Source organism: Sporosarcina sp. So3-204, assembly GCF_058068165.1.
In genome coordinates this window covers 2549815-2568820 of the sequence record NZ_CM176485.1, presented here as the reverse complement: position 1 = coordinate 2568820, position 19006 = coordinate 2549815, and the positions used below count along the sequence as shown (strand labels likewise).

At 36.0% G+C, this 19006-nt stretch carries 15 protein-coding genes and 1 other annotated feature; of the genes, 11 read left to right on the top strand and 4 right to left on the bottom strand.

Annotated elements, in window-relative coordinates; genetic code table 11:
* Position 1 precedes the first annotated feature (1 nt).
* The 4 genes from AC3RV6_RS12655 (at position 2) to fdxA (ending at position 3003) form a co-directional block, all read left to right on the top strand.
* Positions 2 to 793: an ABC transporter permease gene (locus AC3RV6_RS12655; protein ID WP_489746399.1), complete on the top strand. Its 792-nt coding sequence runs from the start codon at positions 2 to 4 to the stop codon at positions 791 to 793.
* 168 nt (positions 794 to 961) lie between these two features.
* Complete coding sequence (metA, locus tag AC3RV6_RS12650; RefSeq protein WP_489746398.1) at positions 962 to 1870, top strand: homoserine O-acetyltransferase MetA; 909 nt, start codon at positions 962 to 964, stop codon at positions 1868 to 1870.
* A gap of 101 nt (positions 1871 to 1971) precedes the next feature.
* Positions 1972 to 2169, top strand: a complete 198-nt coding sequence (locus AC3RV6_RS12645) for a hypothetical protein (RefSeq protein WP_489746397.1) — start codon at positions 1972 to 1974, stop codon at positions 2167 to 2169.
* A gap of 594 nt (positions 2170 to 2763) precedes the next feature.
* Positions 2764 to 3003 (top strand): 4Fe-4S ferredoxin, encoded by a 240-nt coding sequence (fdxA, locus tag AC3RV6_RS12640; RefSeq protein ID WP_489746396.1) that lies wholly within the window; start codon positions 2764 to 2766, stop codon positions 3001 to 3003.
* An 80-nt stretch (positions 3004 to 3083) separates the two neighbouring features.
* Here the strand turns inward: fdxA and AC3RV6_RS12635 are convergent, their stop codons facing one another.
* Both AC3RV6_RS12635 and AC3RV6_RS12630 read right to left on the bottom strand, forming a co-directional pair.
* A complete protein-coding gene (locus AC3RV6_RS12635; protein WP_489746395.1) occupies positions 3084 to 3752 on the bottom strand; it encodes an HAD family hydrolase in 669 nt (222 codons plus the stop codon).
* A 174-nt stretch (positions 3753 to 3926) separates the two neighbouring features.
* Entirely contained in the window at positions 3927 to 4562 is a 636-nt protein-coding gene (locus AC3RV6_RS12630; protein WP_489746394.1) for a spore coat protein, read from the bottom strand.
* 193 nt (positions 4563 to 4755) lie between these two features.
* Here AC3RV6_RS12630 and AC3RV6_RS12625 point away from each other — a divergent pair, with 193 nt between their 5' ends.
* The 4 genes from AC3RV6_RS12625 to AC3RV6_RS12610 all read left to right on the top strand — a co-directional run bounded on the left by AC3RV6_RS12625 (position 4756) and on the right by AC3RV6_RS12610 (position 11941).
* On the top strand, positions 4756 to 7779 hold the full coding sequence (locus AC3RV6_RS12625) for an efflux RND transporter permease subunit (protein ID WP_489749248.1): 3024 nt from the start codon (positions 4756 to 4758) through the stop codon (positions 7777 to 7779).
* A 165-nt stretch (positions 7780 to 7944) separates the two neighbouring features.
* Positions 7945 to 9231, top strand: a complete 1287-nt coding sequence (locus AC3RV6_RS12620) for a glycoside hydrolase family 18 protein (protein WP_489746393.1) — start codon at positions 7945 to 7947, stop codon at positions 9229 to 9231.
* 163 nt (positions 9232 to 9394) lie between these two features.
* Positions 9395 to 11083 carry a dihydroxy-acid dehydratase gene (ilvD, locus tag AC3RV6_RS12615; RefSeq protein ID WP_489746392.1) on the top strand — a complete coding sequence of 563 codons (1689 nt, stop codon included), beginning with the start codon at positions 9395 to 9397 and terminating at the stop codon, positions 11081 to 11083.
* A gap of 72 nt (positions 11084 to 11155) precedes the next feature.
* A complete protein-coding gene (locus tag AC3RV6_RS12610) occupies positions 11156 to 11941 on the top strand; it encodes an HAD family hydrolase (protein WP_489746391.1) in 786 nt (261 codons plus the stop codon).
* Between the two features lie 37 nt (positions 11942 to 11978).
* On the opposite strand, the gene serA is transcribed toward AC3RV6_RS12610, so the two are convergent.
* Together serA and AC3RV6_RS12600 are read right to left on the bottom strand one after the other, a co-directional pair.
* Positions 11979 to 13565 (bottom strand): phosphoglycerate dehydrogenase, encoded by a 1587-nt coding sequence (gene serA / locus AC3RV6_RS12605; RefSeq protein WP_489746390.1) that lies wholly within the window; start codon positions 13563 to 13565, stop codon positions 11979 to 11981.
* Complete coding sequence (locus tag AC3RV6_RS12600; protein WP_489746389.1) at positions 13566 to 14726, bottom strand: pyridoxal-phosphate-dependent aminotransferase family protein; 1161 nt, start codon at positions 14724 to 14726, stop codon at positions 13566 to 13568.
* Between the two features lie 57 nt (positions 14727 to 14783).
* Positions 14784 to 15010 (bottom strand) — a binding site (T-box leader).
* A 491-nt stretch (positions 15011 to 15501) separates the two neighbouring features.
* Here AC3RV6_RS12600 and gdhA point away from each other — a divergent pair.
* The 3 genes from gdhA (at position 15502) to AC3RV6_RS12585 (ending at position 18979) form a co-directional block, all read left to right on the top strand.
* Positions 15502 to 16884 carry an NADP-specific glutamate dehydrogenase gene (gdhA, locus tag AC3RV6_RS12595; protein WP_489746388.1) on the top strand — a complete coding sequence of 461 codons (1383 nt, stop codon included), beginning with the start codon at positions 15502 to 15504 and terminating at the stop codon, positions 16882 to 16884.
* Between the two features lie 136 nt (positions 16885 to 17020).
* The gene (locus AC3RV6_RS12590; protein WP_489746387.1) at positions 17021 to 18217 is read left to right on the top strand and encodes an argininosuccinate synthase; all 1197 of its coding nucleotides are present in this window, start codon (positions 17021 to 17023) and stop codon (positions 18215 to 18217) included.
* A 177-nt stretch (positions 18218 to 18394) separates the two neighbouring features.
* Positions 18395 to 18979 carry a YdcF family protein gene (locus AC3RV6_RS12585; RefSeq protein WP_489746386.1) on the top strand — a complete coding sequence of 195 codons (585 nt, stop codon included), beginning with the start codon at positions 18395 to 18397 and terminating at the stop codon, positions 18977 to 18979.
* Positions 18980 to 19006: the final 27 nt, after the last annotated feature.

Here is a 19006-nt window from a genome sequence, read left to right as displayed (position 1 = left end):
GTTGACTAAGAATCGGCAGATAATAACGAATCGAGTTGCGTTTTTGGATAAGAAAATTCCTGTATACGCTTCATTTTTGGGACTATTCGGGTTACTAGCGTTATGGGAAATTATTTGCAGCTTTAATTTTGTTTCTCCTTTATTTTTACCTGCGCCCTCGGCAATCGTACTGACTGGATGGGAAATGCTTGTAAGCGGTGAAATCTATGAAAATTTAATGCCAAGTCTTTATAGGATTGTTGTCGGATATGCGATTGGTTCAGCCTTTGGAATATTAATTGGATTATTACTTGGGTTTTCCAAATGGGCAGATGCGATTGGAACGCCTATTGTTTATTCGATTTATCCAATTCCTAAAATAGCATTATTACCTTTGTTTATTTTGTGGTTAGGTATAGGAGAGTTATCTAAAGTTACAATTATTGCTTTAGGTGTGTTTTTCCCAGTTGTTATTAATACGTTTTCAGGTGTTAAAAATGTAGACCCTATACTTATTAAAGCTGCAGTAACATTTGGTTCAAGTCCTTTAAATGTTATTAGGAAAGTTATTTTACCGGGCTCACTTCCTATGATTTTTGCAGGATTGAAATTAGCTGCTGGAACATCGTTACTTCTGCTTGTATCTGCAGAAATGATTGCTGCTCAAAACGGGATTGGTTCTATGGTATTACACTACGGAAATTTAATGATTACTACAAAACTTATGGTGGGTGTGGTTGTCTTATCTCTACTCGGTTTAACTTTTAATAGATTGCTTCAGTGGTTAGAAAACAGACTTTTGCCCTGGAAATAAAAATAGGTTTATAATTAAAGGATTAACATTTGTATTTAAATACAAATGTTAATCCTTTATTATAAAATACATCTATCTATTTTGTAAGACTCATTAGAATATATAGAAAATAGTGTATACTATTATTAGTCACTTTATAGATATCTACTAAAAAGGGAGAGATGGTTAATGCCGATAACTATACCTGATAAGTTACCTGCTAGAGAATTATTGAAACAAGAAAAAATATTTGTTATGGATGAAGATAGGGCGAGAATGCAAGATATTCGTCCACTTAATATAGCAATTTTAAATTTGATGCCAGAGAAAGAAAAGACCGAATTACAACTTTTACGTTTACTTGGGAACACGCCATTACAAGTAAATGTGACATTTTTAAATACTGCGACACATAAATCTAAAAACATTAGCAAATCGCATTTAGACCGCTTTTATGAAACATTTGATGATGTAAAGAATCGTCGTTTCGATGGTATGATTATTACAGGTGCGCCAATTGAACATTATGAATTTGAGGATGTGAATTATTGGGAAGAGCTGACTGAAATAATGAATTGGACTAAAAATAATGTGACATCTGTTTTGCATATTTGTTGGGGAGCGCAAGCGGCGTTGTATCACCATTATGGAATCGGGAAATTTGAACTACCTGAGAAGTGTTCTGGAGTGTTCAGTCACAGTCTGTCTGATCCCACTATAAAACTAGCACGTGGGTTTAATGATTTATTTGAAGCGCCACACTCACGATATACGAGTGTTTCAGCAGAGGATATTGAAAAGGATGAACGATTAACTTTACTGTCCAAATCAGATGATGCAGGAGCTTTTATTATTATTTCTAAAGATGAAAAACATATTATGGTTACGGGACATCTAGAATATGATGCGACAACGCTTGCTGAGGAGTACGCGCGTGACATTAAAAAAGGTTTAAATGTGAAAATGCCTGAGAATTATTTTCCGAATGATGATACAAGTGAGGAACCTAAAAATACTTGGCGGTCACATACCCATTTGCTTTTCTCGAATTGGTTAAACTATTACGTTTATCAAGAGACGCCTTATGAATGGAAATAGGTTTTAAATATAATTTATTATAATAGTTGCCTGCATTGAAAAGTAATTTAATTAGATGCAAATTATTTTTGACAGTAACTGTGATAAAGGAGGTTTGCGAAGTGGGAAGTAGAAATGTTGGTTTGGCTTTGATAGTAATAGGCATGATTTTGTATATCCTGAATAAAACACTTACTTCATTTCCTCTCCTTCAGTACATATTGTTTTTTGCGAATATCACTTTTAATATTCTTGGTGTACTCATTCTAATTAATTACATTAGGCTGAATAGAAAAGGTAATGAAAGTAAGGTGGGCTAATTTTTATTGGATCCAATTAAGTTGTATTAAAATGAATTAAAGAAATACTTTCCAACTTTGTATCAAGTAAAAATAGAATTGGAAAAGGGATGCACTCTATATAGAGTGCATCCCTTTTATTTGAAGGTAACATATAAATTTGAATTTGAATTTATAAACCCGCTTTAACGGGGAAAATTTCCAGAGAAAGTGTTAGCTTCCTTTACCGCGGTAATTGTTCCACTGGGTGTCTTCTAATCTTAAGCAACGCAAACCCTACCTTCTTTTGCGTCCTTGCGACCCTATAGTCGCGCCAGTGTGAATAAGTATTCTAAAAAAACTGTTCGTAGAATGCCATATATCAAATTTTGCTTGTCACCTTATATTGTTAACTTCAATAGTATCTCACATATGAATAGAAAAGTCAAATATATTCTAGAAATCAATAAAGTTATTCTACAATTAGTGTGTAAAATTTAAGGAATTCATTACTCATAACAATAATTTGTTGTTTTTAAATATTAAAATTTATAGAAAAGGTTTTTATTTAATTGAAAGTATATTAAGCTTACTATAGAAACTAATCGAAAATGTTTTTAAAAAGGAGATGTTAATGTGGCTTATGTCATTACTTCAGCGTGTATCGAAGAAAAAGCGGCGGATTGTGTAATGGTTTGTCCTGTAGACTGTATAGAACTTGGTGATGATCAGTATCTAATCGATCCCGATACTTGTATAGATTGTGGTGCTTGTGTTGCGGCTTGCCCGGTAGAGGCAATTTATCACGAAGAAGATTTATTAGATGAGGACTTACCATTCCTAGAAAAAGCAAAAACATTTTATAATATTAATTAAAAATCAAAAATTAAAAAGAGTGATACCATTTACTGGTATCGCTCTTTTTAGGTTTTATAAATACTTGAAAATAATCTTCTTTATATAATCTCCCAAGCTCTTTTTTCTGCTACTGAACGTAAACTTTGTTCGGGTTGAACAGCAACTGGGTTACCTACAAGTTCTAAAACGGATAAATCCGAGTAACTGTCTGCATAGGCAAAACTATTTTCCCAATCCACTTCTTTATTTGCTAACAATGTATCAATTCTTTCATTTTTTTTCAAACCTTGAACATAAAAGAGTGTAGACTTAGTATCAATAATATGTCCATGTAATGGAATGTCAGTGCCTATGATATTATCAAACGGTAAATCTTTTGTAACAGCTTGTAGTAGGGGTGTAAATGCACCAGAAACAAGAATCACTTTTATATTGTTTGAAGCATGCTGTTCTAAACGTTCAATTACATTTGGATTAAAATCTTGTTGCATTTTACTTGCAAATTCTTCGAAAAATAAATCTAACTCATCAGCAGTTAAGTTCTTAAGCGCCTCTAAATATAAATGCATTGAACGTTCGCGCATTTTATGTTTTGGATAAATCTTTATTTTATAGCCAATATATAGGGGTAAAATACCTCTATAAAAACGATTATATCTCTTTTTATAAATGGGGTGGTTTTTTAACTGTTCCATCATAAGTTGGAAAGTTTCTTTCGCATACACTGTTCCGTCAAAATCAAATATCGCAACTCGCACATCTATCACCTATCCCTATTCTTATTTATTTATGTTGATCATAATTTATTTCTCTATGTAAATGATACAGTTATTATATTACAAACACAATAAGTACTGGTAATTATTTCTATTTTCTAATAAATGAAATAAAAATGAAAAAAGCAGTCAAGATAATTTATCTTGACTGCTTTTAAACAATTACTATTGAAGTTTATTTGAATCCGGCATGGAGGATTGACCTGTAGCAGGTGCAAATGAGCTAAGTATTACTTGCATATCTTGTTGATCCAGCTGGGGAACTTGATAATAATGGTGTTTGTTTTGATAAATCGACAGTTCATAACCCATTTCAATGCAGTTCGGGACTGAATCAGCTAAAACTCTTCGTACTACTGGATTTGTTACTTCAAGAGCGGCCGTTGCTTTTCCTGAAGCGCTAGTTTTTGCGGAACCTAATAAATAACCCGAAATAATCTCATCGGTTATTTCCCCAGCGCTTTGGATTGGTTTTTTAGGTTGTGATGGTTTTATTCCATAAATAAAATCGTTCTCTGTTTGCATCTTGTAACTACTAGTAGGGTGTGAAGGATCTTTTCCAGTACTAAATGCTTCGACAGTAATATTGTACTCGTCAAGTGCAAACTGGTATTGTCTATCTAAAATACTGAGTAATTCTTGATCTTTAACATGCGGGCGCAGTATGACTGAATGGTTTAAAGCAGCAACGGATAAAGATAGTACTTCTTTCACAACAAATAGTTCATGACCACCGTGGTTCATTTTTGGTGGTACATTGCCTGTTTGTAGATGATTTTGACCGATTGGGTTTTGTGTCATTAATAATTTCCTCCTATAATTAAAATTTCAAATCATTATTAGTATGGTGTTATAAAGAAATGCTATTCAAAAAATAAAGTAATTCACGATGTCCTTTGAGCCAATTCAGACTTAGTACTGAGAACAATTCAAACTTTGGCCTGTTCTATCCTTGTTATTTTTCAACTAAACTAGCTATTAGTTAGAAAATTATATTAAATTTGAAAAGGGGAAGATAAAAATTATTTGGTTTACAAATTGGGCTTTAAAGAATAAGGCCGCAGTAATTTTGATGATTGTATTGTCATTGGGATTAGGAACACTAAGTTATTTCACACTTCCAAAAGAATTTCTACCTGCAGCAGATAATCCAATGGTGTCAGTCATTGTAATAGGGCAAGGAACAGATGCAGATACAATGACGGAGCAAGTAACTAAGCCAATTGAAAAAGCGATTGGGTCAGTAAAAGGAAAAAAACATGTTTTTTCAACATCTGCAGATGGTTATGTATCGGTAGATATAGCGCTAGATGCCTCTATTGACATGAAAGATGCAAAAAATGAAGTGCAGGAAGCAGTGAATAACGTTCAATTACCTGATGGTTATTCTAGTCCAATCGTTTCACAATTGAATATTGATATGATTCCATTATGGCAAATAGGTTTATCTTTTCCTGCTGGATTTAATCGAGATGATATGGAAAAAATAGAAGAAGAAATTGTGCCGAAATTTCAAGGGATATCTGGGGTATCAAACGTTTCAGTTTATGGAAGTCAACAAACACAAATTAATGTCAAACTTGATCATGAAAAGATGGCTGCAAATGAAATTCCTGTTCAAGCGTTAATGGGACTTCTTAATGGGAAAAACATGTCCGTTGCGGTTGGCGAGGAAACAATCGATGGAAAGAAGACCGCAATTAAAATAGTTGGACAAATCGAAGGAGAACAAGCACTTAGGGAATTAAAAGTTGCTCCTGGTATTCGCTTAAAAGACATTGCGACAGTGGAAGTAGCAAATTCTAGTGCGACATTTTTCACTCGAGTGAATGGTAAGGAAGCAGTTGCGCTTCTTTTATTTAAAGAATCGAATGCAAATGCGGTAACTATTGGTAAAGAGGTAAAAGAGACGATGACTTTAATAAATGATGAGTTTTCATCTACTATTTCAGCATCGATGTTGATTTCTTTCTCGGATTTTATCGTACATTCTGTGGATAGTATGATGCAAGCGGTATTATTAGGTGCATTGTTTGCAACTATAATTATCTTCGCCTTTTTAAGGCATATACGAATGACTTTTATTACGGTAGTCAGTATTCCGCTATCTCTCGGGTTAACACTATTATTGCTATCATTGTCGGGTATTACTTTAAACATTTTAACGATAGGTGCGGTTGCAGTAGCCGTTGGACGTCTAGTAGACGATAGTATTGTTGTCATAGAAAACATTTTTAGGAAGGCTCAAAATGGCGATTTTTCAAAAACTGTAATTGTTGATGCGACAAAGGAAGTAGCTTCGGCAATTACTTCTTCAACATTAACGACTGTTGCCGTATTTTTACCAATGGGACTGGTAAAATCAATGCAAGACTTATTATTACCATTCGCTCTAACGATTACTTATGCACTGTTATCATCACTGCTTATCGCATTAATCGTCGTTCCGTTAATGAGTTCTAGATTATTACAAAAAGGTAAATTGCCTGTATATAAAAAGCCGACGCAATATTTACGTGTGTTAAATTGGTGCTTGAACCATAAATGGGTGCCGCTTGTTTTGTCTTTAGTTATCTTTGTAGGTGCTATTGGAATGTATGCAATCATGCCAAAAGGGACGGCTGACGCTTCAGATAATGATGTTTCAGTTTCATTCACATATCCTGAAGGCATTCCCTTCGCGAAAGTAAAAGAGGAAGCATATGAATTAGAAGCATTTTTACAACGTCAAACAGATGTGGAACAGGTTATCTTGTTCCTTGGTACAAATCCAGAAGATGCCCAGTTTGGCAACATGAGTTCTCAAAATTCAGGACAATTTCATGTTGTTATGAAAAGCGGAGCAAATACTGAGCGTTTAGTCTCGAAAATTGAGCAGCAAAAAGAGAACTATGAAGAAGCGGAAATAGAAGTCGTGTTCCAATCGATGATTAGTTTTAACGATTCAACAATCACTTTAGATGTTGTAGGTAAAGAGACTAGGCAATTGATAAAAGCAGCAGATAAAGTTATTGAAGAAGTGAAGACGATTGAAGGGATAGAGAAAGTTACGAGTAATCAAAATGAGCTGAAACCGGTTTATGAAATTGTGATTAATTCTGATGAAGCAAATACTATGGAAGTTGCCAGTCAAGTTCAACTTCAGCTTAATCCATTTCCGCTCGGTACAATTAAGCATGAGGGAAAGGAAACAACGGTTTTACTCGATCACTCGTTTCATCCAACATCTAAGGCGGAATTGAATGATGTATCTGTTCTAGTCAATCAAGAAATAATACCACTTTCATCTATTGCTAAAATTGAAGTGTCGAATAAACCTACAACTGTGTTAAGGAAAGACGGAAATGAATATGTAAGGATTAGTGTAATAGCTGACTCAACAAATTTATCTCAAATCTCCAAAGAAATTAATATTAAAACAAAGGACTTAGTCATGCCGAATGGGATTACCTTGGAGACCGGGGGGGCAGCAAACGCACAAGAAGAACAGTTTACAGAGCTATTCCAATTGATGGCTGTTTCTATAGGTCTTGTCTATTTAATCATGGTGTTAACATTTAAAACATTACGTGCCCCGTTAGTTATCTTGTTTACATTACCATTAGCGGTCATTGGAGCAGTTTTAGGGTTATTAGTCTCGCAAACGCCTCTCGATATAGGCGCTATGATTGGGGCTTTAATGCTAATTGGAATTGTGGTTACGAATGCAATTGTCTTATTAGATCGTGTTAGACAAAATGAAGATACAATGTCAATCCGTGAAGCACTTCTTGAAGCCGGTGCGACCAGACTTCGCCCTATAGTCATGACTGCGCTCGCGACAATCTTTGCAATGATCCCACTTTTATTTGGGAAAGAAGAAATGGGTAGCATTGTATCGAAAGGATTAGCAGTTGTCGTTATTGGAGGGTTAGCTGTATCTACTTTGTTAACTCTGGTCATTATCCCAGTCATTTATGAATTATTCCACTTTAGAAAAGCGAAGAGACAAAGGATTGCTGTAAAGACTTTGGAGTAGCATTTCTTGGTTTTGTTTAATTACGGAAACCGTCCACTGAACTTCATTCACCGGGCGGTTTCCTATATACTCATAAAGAATAAAATTAGCATTCTATGCATAATATGTCTTGCGCACAAATAGTCTTAAATAGGGGAGATTGTTGTGAAGGGGTGACGAGTAGTTATGCAAATACATGTTGTTCAAAGAGGGCAGAGTTTATACGGTATTTCCAAGGCTTATGGAATTTCTTATGAAGAGGTTGTAAAGGTAAATGAAATACCTGATCCCTCAAAATTAGTTGTTGGGCAAGCATTAGTAATCCCGATAGTTGGAAGTTATCATGTTGTTCAGCGGGGCCAATCGCTATATATAATTTCGCAATTATATGGAATGACCTACCAAGAACTTGCAAAGGTGAATAATATACCTACAAGTAGCATTCTTCGAATTGGACAGCGTTTATACATTCCTGAAAAACCCAAGAAGGAAATTGAGGTCTTGTTATATGTTGAGCCTAGAACGCCGGTAAGTGAGACGATGGTTGACGAGGTTAGAAAGTTGGCAGGCTCACTAACTTACCTCGCTATGTTTAGCTACCAAGCAAAACGAGATGGTTCGCTTGTTGCTCCGTCGATTGCTAATATACCAGAAATAGCTACATTAAAGGGTGCTGCCAATGCCCTTGTTATTAGTAATTTGGAAAATAATGCATTTAGTGAAGATCTTGCCCATGCTATTTTTACTAATCCAGTTGCACAGAATCAGTTATTTGGAAATGCAATTCAAACTGCGAATGATGTCGGCTATAAAGATGTTCATTTTGATTTTGAATTCATAAACCCTCAAGACCGGAGTTTGTACAATGAATTTCTCCGTAAAGCAAGAACTAGATTCCACGCGGCTGGGCTTACTTTATCGACTGCAGTGGCACCTAAGGCGAGTGATGTGAGAACAGGAATATACGGCGCACATGACTATGCAGAACACGGTAAGCTAGCCGATTTCGTAGCTTTAATGACTTACGAATGGGGTTATACGTATAGTGATCCGCAAGCAGTGAGTCCTATTTTGCCAGTCAGACGGATTGTTGAGTATGCGGTTAGTGTTATACCCCGAGAAAAGATTTTACTTGGGCAGAACTTATACGGGTATGATTGGTCAACGCCATTCCCGCCACAGGGAGGATCTGCAGCGAAAGCGGTTAGTCCTCAACAAGCGATAGCCATCGCGCTGCGAGAAAATGCAGAAATACAATATGATAATGTAGCACAAGCACCATTTTTTCAGTATTATGACGATGCTGGCGTCTATCATGTCGTTTGGTTTGAAGATGCAAGGAGCATTCAAGCGAAATTTGATTTGATTAAGGAGTTTGACTTGCGTGGGATTATGTATTGGAAATTAGGTTTAGCATTCCCTCAAAACTGGCTGTTATTAAATGATAATTTTACGATACGAAAAATTAAGTAAGCGATATAGTAAAGTGCCATTAGTTTGAGGCGCTTTACTTTTTTGCTTGATTAAAAGCCGTTTTAAATATTCCGTTTACTTAATTGGCACAATTAATAGAAAAAAAGCATTGAAGTATAAATAAAAAGCCGTATAATTAAATCAAGAAAGAGGTGGATATTCATTGGAAAAAGATTTAAGAATAAAAAGTAAAGTATTTAGTGAAGGTTCGATGAAAGCACCAAACAGAGCGATGTTGCGTGCAGTTGGTGTGACTGATGAGGATTTTAAAAAACCAATGGTCGGTATTGCGAGCACTTGGAGTGAAGTAACCCCGTGTAATGTACATATTGATAAATTAGCAATTGCTTCAAAAAAAGGTGCGACTAAAGCAGGCGCGGTTGCAATGATTTTTAATACAATTACAATTGCTGACGGGATTTCAATGGGAACTGATGGCATGCGTTTTTCATTACCAAGTCGTGATGTGATCGCGGATTCAATCGAAACAGTTGTCGGCGGAGAAAGCTTAGACGGACTTGTTGCTATCGGTGGCTGTGATAAAAACATGCCAGGTTGTATGATCGCTATTGCAAATTCTGAAGTTCCCGCTGTATTTGTATATGGTGGTACGATTTCACCAGGAAAACTAGACGGAAAAAATCTTGATATAGTGTCTGTATTTGAAGGTGTAGGACAATTAAATAACGGAACAATTGATGAAGAGCAACTTAGAAAGATTGAATGTAACGCATGTCCTGGAGCAGGTTCATGTGGTGGTATGTACACTGCGAATACTATGTCGTCTGCAATTGAAGCAATGGGTATGAGCTTACCAGGTAGTTCATCAAATCCTGCTGTTTCTGCTGACAAGCTAGCGGACTGTGAAGCAGCTGGGGAAGCAGTGTATCATTTGTTGGAATTAGGCATATATCCAAAAGATATTATGACGAAAGAAGCGTTTGAGAACGCGATTACAGTTGTTATGGCACTTGGTGGTTCTACAAACGCGGTTCTCCATTTACTAGCGATGGCACACGCAATTGATATCGACTTATCAATGGATGATTTTGATCGTATTCAAAAGAAAACACCGCATATTGCTGACCTAAGACCAAGTGGACAGTATGTAATGGAAGACCTTCACAATGTTGGTGGGGTACAAGCTGTTATGAAAATGCTTCTAGAAGCTGGCTATCTACATGGAGACTGTATTACAGTTACCGGGAAAACGATTGCTGAAAACTTAGCTAGTGCACCTGATTTGACTGAAGGACAAAAAGTCATCATGCCATTTGACAAAGCATTTAGTGAAGATGGACCGTTAGTTATTCTTAAAGGTAATCTATCGCCAAGTGGTTCTGTTGCTAAAATGTCAGGAGTTTCGGTTAAAGTTCATACTGGACCTGCACGCGTGTTTGATACGGAAGCTGAAGCGACAGATGCCGTTATGCATAATAAAATCAATGAAGGCGATGTATTAGTCATCCGCTATGTAGGACCTAAAGGCGGACCTGGTATGCCAGAAATGTTATCTATTTCAGCAATTCTTGTTGGTAAAGGAATGGGCGAAAAAGTAGCTCTTCTTACAGATGGTCGTTTCTCAGGAGGTACACACGGACTTGTAGTGGGACATATTGCGCCAGAAGCGCAAGTTGGTGGACCAATCGCATTCTTACAAGATGGCGATGAAATTACTATTTGTGCAGAAAGACAAGAAATTTCAGTTGCAGTTACTGAAGAAGAGTTTGAAAAACGTCGTAAAGATTGGGTAGCACCTCCACTTCATACACGTGGAGTACTTGGTAAGTACGCACATAATGTGTCTTGTTCATCAATCGGCGCTGTAACTGATTATTTTAACCGTAATTAAAGTCTTGATCGCTCCTAGAAGTATTAGGGGCGATTTTTTAATAATGCAAATTTGGAAATGGAGTTGTTCACTATGTTAAAAGCAATAATGTTTGATTTAGATGATACTTTATTGTGGGATAAAAAAAGTGTGGCTACTGCATTTAGTGAAACTTGTAAATATGCTGCTGAGAAATATGAAATAAATCCTGATTTACTTGAGAAGTCGGTAAGAGCAGAAGCGAGTGAAATATATGCATCTTATGAAGTGTATGAATTTACAAAAATGATCGGTATTAACCCATTTGAAGGCCTCTGGGGTACTTTTGATGACGCGGGAGAGTCTTTTCAGAAGATGAAGGAAGTAGTGCCAGCTTATAGGAGAAATGCCTGGATAGGTGGTCTAAAGCGTCTTGGCATTGATGATGAAAATCTTGGCATAGAGCTTTCGGGAATGTTTCCTAAAGAAAGAAAGAAGCATCCTTTTATTTATCAAGAAACTTTCAGCGTTCTTGAACAGTTAAAAGGAAAGTATCAACTTTTATTACTAACAAACGGCTCACCTAGTCTGCAAAATTTGAAGCTAGAAATCACGCCGGAAATTACACCTTATTTTTCACATATCATTATTTCTGGGGCATTTGGAAAAGGTAAGCCGGACCGGACGATATTCGACCATGCATTGGAAGAGTGCGGTATAAAGGTTGATGAGGCGATCATGGTTGGTGATAATTTGATGACAGACATATTAGGGTCGTCAAGAGTAGGTATGAAATCTGTGTGGATTAATAGAGAAAATAATAAACAACATGCTGATATAAAGCCTACGTATGAAATTAAAGACTTACAAGAGTTATTACCAATAGTTGAAAAGTTATAATAAAAGAGGTCATCCACATTTGGATGACCTCTTTTATTTATAGATCTATCGCAACAACGTCTGAAATATCTTCTAACTCTTTTAATTTATTTATATCATAATCATCTACATACTTATCAATTGTTAACATCATAATGGCATCTCCACCAGCATTTGCTCTACCCACTTGCATAGTGGCGATATTGATATTTCCTTTGGCTAGGAATGTACCAACACGACCGATTGCACCTGGTTGATCGAAATGCTTAATGAAAACAAGATGACCTTCAGGGATGACATCTACGACATACTCATCGACTTTAACAATTCTGGCCCCTAAGCCGTTTAAAAGTGTCCCAGAAACGCTTCTAGTTCCTGTATTTGTTTTAACAGTAACAGTTACTAAGTTAGTAAATCCTTTTGTGGAAGATGTTTTGTGTTCATTTACTTCAATTCCGTTACGGGTGGCTATATATTTTGCGTTAACATCATTGACTTGTGTGCCGTGATATCTTTTCAATAAACCTTTAACTGTGTTGCGTGTTAATGGACGAACATCAAATCCAGCTAAATCACCTGAATATTTTATGCTTACTTCCTCAATGACGCCATCAATTAAATTGGAGAGGAAAGAACCAAGTTTTTCTGCGAGCTCAAAGAATGGTTGGATTTTAACCATAACTTCTTTTGGTACTGAAGAAAGGTTTACGGGATTTTGAACGACACCGCCATTTAAAAAGCTAACAACATCGGCGCTCACATCTACAGCTACGCTTTCTTGTGCTTCATATGTGCTTGCGGCGATGTGTGGCGTTGCAATTACTTCAGGAAGTGTAAGTAGTTTATGACCGACAAATGGTTCTATTTCGAATACGTCTAGCGCTGCTCCAGCTACTTTTTTTGCGACGATGGCATCATATAATGCATCTTCGTCAATAATACCACCACGTGCACAATTTATTATTTGCACACCGTCTTTCATTTGGTTAAATGCAGTTTTATTAATCAAATGCTTCGTTACTTTTAATAAAGGGGTATGGATTGTAATGAAGTTAGCTTGGTTCAATACTTCTTCAAGAGTGCCTGAAGAAATACCCATTTTCTTAGCCTTTTCTTCCGTTAAAAAGGGATCATATGCAATAACATTCATTCTTTGTCCTTTTGCTCTAGCCGCAACTTCTGCGCCAATTCGACCTAGGCCTACAATACCGAGTGTTTTGTTTTTTAATTCGACACCCATAAATGATTTTCGGTCCCATTGTTGATTTTTTAGGGAAGCAAATGCTTGAGGAATCTTTCTTGCTAAAGCCATTAACATTGCCATCGTATGTTCTGCAGCAGAATTAGTGTTTCCATCAGGTGCATTTACGACGATAATACCATGTTCAGTTGCAGCATCTAAGTCAATATTATCAACACCTACGCCTGCGCGACCGATAATTTTTAAGTTAGTTGCTCTTTCAATTACTTCACGTGTTACTTGTGTTTGGCTACGAATAAGTAAAGCGTCATATTCACCAATCTTTTCAAGTAATTCTTCAGGTGTATTTGTTGTGTCAATTACAATATTTAAATTTTCGGCTTGTCGTAAAGGGTGAATACCTTCTTCGCTTAGGGGATCTGTAATTAATATATTAAAAGTCATTTATTTTTGCACTCCCTGTTGTAAGTATACTTTTTGCGCTGCTGCAGTTCCTTTACCTAATTCAATTTTCTTACCAATTGTAATCAATGCAATTTCAATGACACCAATTATTTGAAGCACGTCAGCAGGTGAGCAGTAACCCATATGGCCGATGCGAACAATTTTACCACTTAAATGTTGTTGACCACCTGCGATAATTAGATTGAATTCCTTATTTAGTACTTTTCTAAGTTCATCAGCATCAAAATCTTGTGGTTGAACTGCAGTTACAGTAGGTGAAGCGAATTCGTCGCTAGCGAGTAAGGGTATGTCTAATGCTTTAAAAGCTGCACGCGTCATGTTTTTCATTAACTGATGGCGCTCGTTCACTTGCTCTAATCCCTCTTCTTCCAATAAATCAAGAACTTGTTCAAGTCCAAATAACAAAGAGAGAGCTGGTGTAAATGGCGTTGTATCTTTTAATAAATTCTTGCGATAAGTAGATAAATCAAAGTAAAAACGTGGTCTTTCATTCTTTTCTATAATCGCCCAAGCGCGTTCACTAGCTGCGACAAAAGTAAGTCCTGCGGGTAACATAAATGCCTTTTGAGAACCTGTTACGAGGACGTCGATTCCCCAATCATCCATTTTAGTTTCAACGCCACCAACACAAGAGACACCATCAATAATAATTAGTGCATCAGAAACTTTACGAACTGCAGATGCTAGTTCCTTTATTGGGTTTAATACGCCTGTTGACGTTTCGCAATATGTAGCGAATACAGCTTTAATAGTTGGATTTTCTTGGATATATTTTTGGATTTCTGAAGGGTCTAATGCTTGTCCCCATTCAACAACTAGAATATGAGTTGTAATTGATTGTGATTTACAAATTTTAGTGAAACGTTCACCGAAAGCACCTGTTACGATTACAAGTACCTCTTCATGAGGTTGGACTACATTGACAACAGCAGTTTCCATTCCTGCAGTTCCGCTACCACTAATAATTGCAACTTCTTGTGTTGTACCAAAGACGTTTTGGAGTTTTGGACTGATATTTCTAATCATTTTAGAAGTATCTGCCCCGCGATGACCAATCATTGTTTGGTTCATTGCACGTTGCACACTTGGTGGAATAGGACTTGGACCTGGAATTCGTAAAATTAGCTGATCTGATAACATAAAATCTTCCCCTCTCATTTTTAAAAAACAAAAAAAGCCTTCCATCCCTTACGTAATGTAAGGGGCGAAAAGCTTCGTGACTCACGCGGTACCACCCTTTTTATTGTCTTAAAATAAAATAAGACAAATCTCTAACATGGATAACGGGCATGCGCCGGATGGGCCTACTATAAATTCAACCCAACTATTCAAGAGTGCTCCTTTATCTGTTAACCGCTAATTTACACCAACCATTAGCTCTCTCAAGATTTTCAGATAAAGTATATCCCTATCAACATAGTTAAAAGTAATATTAGATTTGTTTAAGCATAGCAAACTAAAATAACATGTCAAGTAATTTTTTTATTAGTTTTAATGGAGAGTTAATCTTTATTTAAATAATCAAGAGTTATTTGTATCAATTCAACATCGGGCTTAATAATGAGTATTGGGAGAAATACAAAGGTGAATAGTAATAAAACATTTGCGCCAAAGAATGCCCGTACGTTTTTCCTGAATTTCATAAAGATCTCCTTCTTTCTATTTGTTTTTTACTATAATCATCTGCTCCTTACTAGTTATTTGAATAATTTAATAATACTCTTTTTTTAAAAAAAAGATAGTGTTTTTTTAAAAAATACACAAAAATGTTTTATTGTACCGAATTTTCACATTGTATAAATATCAAATTATATCTATAATAGAGGAATGATATTGAATTCGAATTGTTAAGATATCGGGTTTGATGGAGAATCTATGGATTTTCTTTTGGTTTTCAGAAAGGACTGATATTAATATGACAAATATTTCAAAAGATTATGCGGATCCAAAACAGTTGGCAAACAACTATGTCCATGAAGTATATGCGTTACTTAAGAAAAGAAATCCTGGAGAAACAGAATTTTTACAAGCAACTAGAGAAATTTTTGATTCACTTCGTTTAGTTTTCGCGAAAAATCCAGAATATATTAAAGATGGAATTCTTGAACGTATAACAGAACCTGATCGTATTATTACATTCCGGGTAGCGTGGGAAGATGATCAAAGAAAAGTCCATGTAAATCGTGGCTTTAGAGTGCAATTTAATAATGATTTAGGACCATATAAGGGTGGAATTCGTTTTCATCCCTCTGTAAATACAAGTATTATGAAATTTTTAGCTTTTGAACAGATATTTAAAAATTCACTTACCGGACAACCAATTGGTGCTGGTAAAGGTGGTTCTGATTTTGATCCAAAAGGAAAATCAGAGCGTGAAATTATGCGGTTTATTCAAAGTTTTATGACAGAGTTGTCAAAATACATTGGACCGGATACGGATGTACCAGCAGGGGACATAGGGGTAGGTAGAAGAGAAATTGGCTATATGTTTGGACAATATAACCGATTAAATGGTGGATATGAGGCTGGCGTATTTACTGGCAAAGATCCAAATCATGGTGGTAGTTTAGGAAGAAAAGAAGCAACTGGTTATGGGACGATTTATTTTGCTGAAGAAATGCTGAAAATAAATAACTTAAGTTTCGAAGGAAGTACTGTCGTCGTTTCAGGCTCTGGTAATGTTTCTATATATGCAATGGAAAAAGTGATGGAGCTTGGTGGTAAAGTTGTAGCATGTAGTGACTCGAGTGGCTATATTTACGATGAAGAAGGTATAAATCTTGATACAGTAAAGCGCTTAAAAGAAGTTGAAGGTAGAAGAATCAAAGACTATACAAAAGAACATCTTACCGCTAAATATTATGAAGATTGTTCAGGGATTTGGTCTGTGACCTGTGATTATGCATTTCCTTGTGCTACTCAAAATGAAATAGATGAAGACTCGGCAAAGAAACTAATTGCTAATAATGTAAAAGCAATTGCTGAAGGGGCAAATATGCCTTGTACTTTGGAAGCAGTAGATTTGTTTGTGGAAAACGGTGTTTTATTTGGACCTGCAAAGGCTGCAAATGCTGGCGGCGTTGCTGTTTCTGCAATGGAAATGTCTCAAAATAGTATGCGACTTCAATGGACAGTAGAAGAAGTAGATGAAAGACTGCATAAAGTTATGAAAGATATTTTTGAAAGTTGTATGTCGGCAGCAGCTGAGTATGGTCATCCAGGTAATTTAATTATCGGAGCAAATATTGCAGGGTTCTTAAAGGTTGCCAATGCAATGGTAGCGCATGGTGTGAAATAATAAGTTAATAAATATGATGAACACTCTCTCTGATATAAAAAAAGGTTGAAATCATCGTATAATCTAGTCAACATGTTATTCGGGTTATACTGTTTTACGTTTAAATATACATGGTGTGTATTAGAGGAGGATTTTCATGTCAAAGAAAAAAGTAGTGTTAGCTTATTCAGGTGGTCTAGATACATCCGTAGCTGTTCGTTGGTTGACGGATGAGGGATATGATGTTGTTGCAGTATGCTTAGATGTAGGCGAAGGGAAAGACTTGACTGAAATTAAAGAGAAAGCACTAAGAATAGGAGCCGTCAGTAGTCATATTGTCGATGCAAAAGAAGAGTTTGCAAATGACTATGCACTCTTAGCTTTACAAGCTCAGGCCTATTATGAAAATAAATATCCACTTGTTTCAGCATTATCACGTCCATTAATTTCTAAGAAACTTGTTGAAATTGCTGAACAAGAAAATGCAACTGCCGTTGCACATGGTTGTACGGGTAAAGGTAATGACCAGGTTCGTTTCGAAGTGGCGATTAAAGCACTTAATCCTTCATTAGAAGTTATAGCACCTGTTCGTGAGTGGAGCTGGTCTCGTGAAGAAGAAATCGAGTATGCTAGAGAAAAAAACATTCCGATTCCGATCAATCTTGATAGTCCTTATTCGGTTGATCAAAACTTATGGGGAAGAGCTAACGAGTGTGGTGTGTTAGAAGATCCATGGGCAACTCCACCTGAAGGCGCTTATGATTTAACAGTAGCACTGGAAGATGCGCCTGATACAGCTGAAATTATTGAAATTGATTTTGAAAAAGGTGTTCCTGTTAGAGTGAATGGGGAAAGTTATAAATTAAGCGAACTTATCCTACATTTAAACAATCTGGCAGGTAAGCATGGAATTGGCAGAATCGATCATGTAGAAAATCGTCTCGTTGGTATAAAATCTCGTGAAGTTTATGAGTGTCCAGGTGCGATTACGCTTCTTAAAGCACATAAAGAGCTTGAAGATATTACACTTGTTAAGGATGTAGCTCATTTTAAGCCAATCGTTGCACAACGACTAACAGAACTTATATACAATGGTCTATGGTTCTCTCCGCTTAGAAATGCGTTAGAAGCGTTTATTAAAGATACACAACAATATGTAAATGGGACTGTTCGTGTGAAGTTATTTAAAGGTCATGCGATTGTTGAAGGAAGAAAATCGCCAAATTCACTTTATGATGAAAACCTTGCTACTTATACCTCAGCTGATGAATTTGATCAAACAGCTGCTGTAGGTTTTATTAAATTATGGGGTCTACCAACAGAAGTTCATAGTACAATTAATAGGAAAAAATAAGTGTGAATCAAAACCTTCTTCTGTAAAAAGTTGAGGGTTTTTTCTTTAATAATTTTTGATTGATGAATTAGCATATTGTTTAAATAATGAAGGTTTCTCTTTGTATTTGTCGAAAACTAGTATAGGAAAAGGTAGCGTTTACTATACTTAATTATTTAATAAGGGAGTTCTTGGATAGTGATTGTTAAACGTCATTTATTTAAATATCTACTATTTATTTTTATTATAGGTTTTGTCATTATTCTATGGGTTATATCAGGAAAATGGATTGACGAGGGTCAAAAACCAGTCGCTAATGGGGAGAATGATTACGCAATCATATTAGGTGCTAAAGTAAATGGAGAAATACCATCACTCTCTTTGCGTTATCGCTTGGAGGCAGCGTTAGATTATGCAAGAAGGTATCCACAAGTGAAGTTCGTCTTATCTGGTGGTCAAGGTCCCGGAGAAGAAATTAGTGAAGCTGAGGCTATGAAGAGATTCTTGAATAGCAATGGTATAAAGGATGAGCGTTTATTACTGGAAACAAATTCAACATCAACTTATGAAAATCTATTGTTTTCTAAAGAGAAATTACCTACTTCTATTAAATCTGTTACTATCATTACTAGTGATTTCCATCTGGCGCGTACCAAAATACTTGCGAATACATTGGATTTGCAAGTAGATGTCGTTTCTGCGAAAACACCAAAAGTTGTTGAAGCAAAATTAAGAACACGTGAACGTTTAGCGTTATTAAAAACATACTTAATTGGCAAATAAAAAAGTAAAGTAGCAAAAAAAATGTAT